This is a genomic window from Staphylococcus sp. GDY8P72P, assembly GCF_016890655.1.
Taxonomy (GTDB): domain Bacteria; phylum Bacillota; class Bacilli; order Staphylococcales; family Staphylococcaceae; genus Staphylococcus; species Staphylococcus arlettae.
The window spans coordinates 1-5,149 of the sequence record NZ_JAFEQJ010000004.1 but is presented as its reverse complement, the minus strand read 5'-3'; the positions used below and the strand labels follow the sequence as shown (position 1 = coordinate 5,149).

Sequence of the window (5,149 nt, the reverse complement as noted above, 5' to 3'; positions counted from 1 at the left end):
TTTGAACAAAACTAATGCTAATTATGAGTGTAGATCCACAAATACGACTTTGGGATATACTTCAAACAAAGTTTAAAGCTAAAGCACTTCAAGAAAAAGTTTATATCGAATATGACAAGGTAAAAGCAGATACTTGGGATAGACGTAATATGCGTGTTGAATTTAATCCCAATAAACTCACAAGTGAAGAAATGCTTTGGTTAAAACAAAATATTATCGACTACATGGAAGATGACGGTTTTACAAGATTAGATTTAGCTTTTGATTTTGAAGATGATTTGAGCGATTACTATGCAATGACTGATAAAGCAGTTAAGAAAACTGTTTTTTATGGTCGTAATGGCAAGCCAGAAACAAAATATTTTGGCGTTCGTGATAGTGATAGATTTATTAGAATTTATAATAAAAAACAAGAACGTAAAGATAACGCAGATGTTGAAGTTATGTCTGGACATCTATGGCGTGTAGAAATAGAATTAAAAAGAAGTATGGTTGATTACTGGAATGATTGTTTTAATGATTTACACATTTTGAAACCTGAGTGGACTACTTTAGAAAAAATTAATGAGCAAGCTATGGTTTATACTTTGTTGCATGAAGAAAGTATGTGGGGAAAGCTAAGTAAGAATACTAAGACTAAATTTAAAAAAATGATTAGAGAAATATCTCCAATTGATTTAACGGAATTAATGAAATCGACTTTAAAAGCGAACGAAAAACAATTGCAAAAACAGATTGATTTTTGGCAACGTGAATTTAGGTTTTGGAAGTAAAATAAGTTTTATTTTATAAAAATTGCTAATTCAGTATAATTAATATTTACGAGGTGATATAACGTATGAAAAAATCAGAGGATTATTCCTCCTAAATACAAAGATTTAAAATTTAGGAGGAATTTATATATGACTTTTAATATTATCAAATTAGAAAATTGGGATAGAAAAGAATATTTTGAACACTATTTTAACCAGCAAACTACGTATAGCATTACTAAAGAAATTGATATTACTTTGTTTAAAGATATGATAAAAAAGAAAGGATATGAAATTTATCCTTCTTTGATTTATGCAATTATGGAAGTTGTAAATAAAAATAAAGTGTTTAGAACAGGAATTAATAGTGAGAATAAATTAGGCTATTGGGATAAGTTAAATCCTTTGTATACAGTTTTTAATAAGCAAACTGAAAAATTTACTAACATTTGGACTGAATCTGATAACAACTTCACTTCTTTTTATAATAATTATAAAAATGACTTGTTTGAATATAAAGATAAAGAAGAAATGTTTCCTAAAAAACCGATACCTGAAAACACCATACCGATTTCAATGATTCCTTGGATTGATTTTAGTTCATTTAATTTAAACATTGGTAACAATAGCAGCTTTTTATTGCCTATTATTACGATAGGTAAATTTTATAGTGAGAATAATAAAATTTATATACCAGTTGCCTTACAGCTTCATCATGCTGTATGTGATGGTTACCATGCTTCATTATTTATAAATGAATTTCAAGATATAATTAATAAGGTAGATGATTGGATTTAGTTTTTAGATTTTGGGAGTGAAAAAACAATGAGGACTGAAAAAGAAATTTTAAATTTAGTTTCTGAATTTGCTTATCAACGAAGCAATGTAAAAATTATTGCTCTCGAGGGTTCAAGAACTAATGAAAATATAAAAAAAGATAAGTTTCAAGATTATGATTTTGCTTTTTTCGTATCAGATATTGAGTGTTTCACACATGAAGAAAGTTGGTTAAGTTTATTTGGAGAATTATTGTTTATACAGAAACCAGAAGATATGGAATTATTCCCACCTGATTTAGATTATGGTTACAGTTATATAATGTATTTTAAAGATGGCATAAAAATGGATATTACATTAATTAATTTAAAAGATTTAAATCGTTATTTTAGTGATTCTGATGGTCTTGTAAAAATTTTAGTTGATAAAGATAATTTAGTAACTCAAGAAATTGTTCCAGATGACTCATATTATTGGTTAAAAAAACCAACAGAACGAGAATTTTATGATTGCTGTAATGAGTTTTGGAGTGTCTCAACGTATGTAGCAAAGGGTGTTTTTAGAAGAGAAATATTATTTGCTTTAGATCATTTCAATAATATTTTACGTCCTGAATTATTAAGAATGATTTCTTGGTATATTGGCTTTAATAGGGGTTTTGATTTTAGTTTAGGAAAGAATTATAAGTTTATAAACAAATATTTAACTGATAAAGAATTCAATATGTTTTTAGCTACTTTTGAGATGAATGGATATAGAAAGACATACCAATCTTTTAAGCTTTGTTGTGAATTATTTAAATATTATTCAAATAAAGTAAGTTGTTTAGGAAATTATAACTATCCAAATTACGAAAAAAATATTGAGAATTTTATTCGTAATAATTATGAGAATTAATTTTATTAGCAACCACATTTTTTGGTTGCTTGTGGTTTTGATTTTGAATTTGGTTTTGAACTTATGGACTGATTTATTCAGTCCATTTTTTGTGCTTGCACAAAAACTAGCCTCGCAGAGCACACGCATTAATGACTTATGAAACGTAGTAAATAAGTCTAGTGTGTTATACTTAATAGAAATAAAGTCCTTAAAAACATAATGAGTGGAGGGAATTTAATATGTCTTATTCCATAATTCGAGTTGCTAAAGTCAAAGGAAAAACAAATACAACAGGTATTCAAAAACATGTACAAAGAGAAAATAAAAACTATGAAAATTTGGATATAGATTTAGAAAAATCACATTTGAACTATGATTTAGTAAATGATAAGCCGATTGAATTTAATTCGATGATTGATGAAAAAATTGAAGAGAATTATACAGGTAATAGAAAAATACGAAGTGATGCAGTTAAACATGTTGATGGCATTATTACGTCAGATAATGAATTTTTTGATTTTAAGTCACAAGAACAAATACAGGCCTTTTTTGAAGATTCAAAGCAATTTCTAGAAGATGAGTACGGAAAAGATAATTTACTCTATGCAACCGTCCATATGGACGAGAAAACGCCACATATGCATTATGGTGTTGTGCCAATTACAGATGATGGTCGTTTAAGTGCTAAAGATGTTGTGGGTAATAAAAAAGCTTTAACGGAATTTCAAGATAGATTTAATCAATACTTGAATGATAAAGGGCATAATTTAGAGCGTGGAGAATCAAAACATAAAACAGAGCGTAAGCATAAGCAGGTTGAAAGATATAAGAGTGAAACACAGTATCATGGAAAAGAGAAAAATAAAGCCGAAAGATTAGCTAAGATCACTGAAAGACAAGTACGTGATAAAGAACAATTACTCAAGCGTTATGACAAACAATTGCAACCGATGAAAAAACAATATGACGAGATGAAAAATGAAGTTGATGATTGGGAGAAAGTTAAAATACCGAAATTGAAACAGAAAGCGAAAGAATTAAATAATCAAAATGCTCAAGAGTCTCGAAAAATAGATGATTTAAAACAGAAACAAGATGACCTTATAAGCACATTTGAGAAGATAGATAGTGATATCGAGAAATATAAAGAGAAAAGAGAGCATGAGAAGGCACTGAGAGACCAAATAAGAGCCGATAAAGAAAAAGAAGAAGAACAATACCAAAATTTAGTGAAAGTCCTAAATGAGCCTATAAATGACGAATATGAGTATGAATATAAAAAGCCGAGTATATTTTCAAAAGAGAAAGAGCCAACAGGTAAGGTAATTATTTTTGAAGATGATTATAAAATACTTAAACAACGATCAGCGTTAGCTGCTCGTTTAGAACCAACATTCACAGAATTAAACTCAGGAAAAGAACGTAAGCAAGATAAAGAGCATATTAAACGTTTACAGGATGAAAATTCAAAACTTAAGAAACAAAATAAAAAAGTAGCAAATGAACGTGATGAAGTGATAAGAGAGCATAAATCAGATATAAGTCTTGTGAAAAGTGGATGTAAAATAATCAAAAAAGCAGTTGGGGAAGATGTTTATCATAAAGGGATTAATATGATTGATAATAAAGTTAAAAGTAATTTTAAAGATAAATACAGAGAAATGGTTACTGTTGATGACAATGATAAACGTATGTTCCAACGAAAAGATAACGAAGTGAAACGTATGCAATTTGAGAATAGTAAGATGCGTAGTAAAGGCAAAGATAAAGGTTTTGATTTGGATAGATAAAAATAAGGCGCTTAACAGTAAAAATAATCTGTTAAGCGCCTTGCCTTATTAACCTTAATCAAAGAAATCATAAACTAATAATTTCTGAAGGAGAAGCCGTCACTTCTCATTGCTATATTAATATTATAACAGGTATTTAAAATTTTAATATTTTTTGTGATAAAGTTTGCTAAAAAGGAGCGATTTTATGACTGCTATTTGGATATCAATTATAGGTATGTGGTTTTGTATTGGAATGGCGTTTTTTGCTATCAAGAGGAGTAAAAATAAAAAATAGACCACGCATTTATGCCGAGAAAATTTATTGTGCGTTGAGAAGAACCCTTAACTAAACTTGTAGACGAATGTCGGCATAGCGTGAGCTATTAAGCCGACCATTCGACAAGTTTTGGGATTGTTAAGGGTTCCGAGGCTCAACGTCAATAAAGCAATTGGAATAAAGCAACAAAATTTAAGTTCCCGTACCGACAGATTTTAAGTTCCTTGATGTAACTTGCTTTATAGATAATTTTAATTTTGATTATGTAATAAGTTTTGGTACTAAAAAAGACCTGATCTAATTAGACCAAGTCTTTTGATAGTGTTATATTAATAACAAAATAAAAAGAAGTCGCTCACTCCCTCGCCAAAGTTTGTGATAGCGACTTACCTTAAAGAAAAACAGTTGATGTTTTTGTTCTTAATTTGTATATCTAGATATTAAACGATATTAGTTTATTCTTCAAGATATATATTTGGGTGAGCGACTTCTTAAATTGAATTAAGGAGTCGATTTTTTTATGAGTAAAAAAGCAGAAGAAATTCAGTCAAAACAAAGTTCAGAACACGAAAATTCATTTTTTTCTAAAACCGGCTACTCTAATAGCCGGTTAAGTGGTCAAACTTTGGGAAAATCTCAACCCAAATTAAGTTTTGATGCGATGACAATCGTTGGGAATTTGAACAAAACTA

The 5,149-nt window shown here is 28.8% G+C and carries 2 protein-coding genes and 3 pseudogenes; all 5 read left to right on the top strand.

Annotated features, from left to right (window positions below):
* Positions 1-11: 11 nt before the first annotated feature.
* Positions 12-773 (top strand): annotated as a pseudogene (locus JVU85_RS00410) (replication initiation factor domain-containing protein); the annotation flags it as partial.
* Between the two features lie 129 nt (positions 774-902).
* Positions 903-1,550: a type A-7 chloramphenicol O-acetyltransferase gene (locus JVU85_RS00405; protein ID WP_032488460.1), complete on the top strand. Its 648-nt coding sequence runs from the start codon at positions 903-905 to the stop codon at positions 1,548-1,550.
* A gap of 27 nt (positions 1,551-1,577) precedes the next feature.
* Positions 1,578-2,426 (top strand): streptomycin adenylyltransferase Str, encoded by an 849-nt coding sequence (gene str, locus JVU85_RS00400; RefSeq protein ID WP_031776159.1) that lies wholly within the window; start codon positions 1,578-1,580, stop codon positions 2,424-2,426.
* A 221-nt stretch (positions 2,427-2,647) separates the two neighbouring features.
* A pseudogene (gene mobV / locus JVU85_RS14150) lies at positions 2,648-3,367 on the top strand (MobV family relaxase); the annotation flags it as partial.
* Positions 3,368-4,977: 1,610 nt separating this feature from the next.
* Positions 4,978-5,149: pseudogene (locus JVU85_RS13895) on the top strand (replication initiation factor domain-containing protein); the annotation flags it as partial.

Excerpts from the sequence above, each read along its gene's own strand:
- JVU85_RS00405 (WP_032488460.1), top strand. The coding sequence starts at position 903 with ATGACTTTTAATATTATCAAATTAGAAAATTGGGATAGAAAAGAATAT.
- str (WP_031776159.1), top strand. The coding sequence starts at position 1,578 with ATGAGGACTGAAAAAGAAATTTTAAATTTAGTTTCTGAATTTGCTTAT.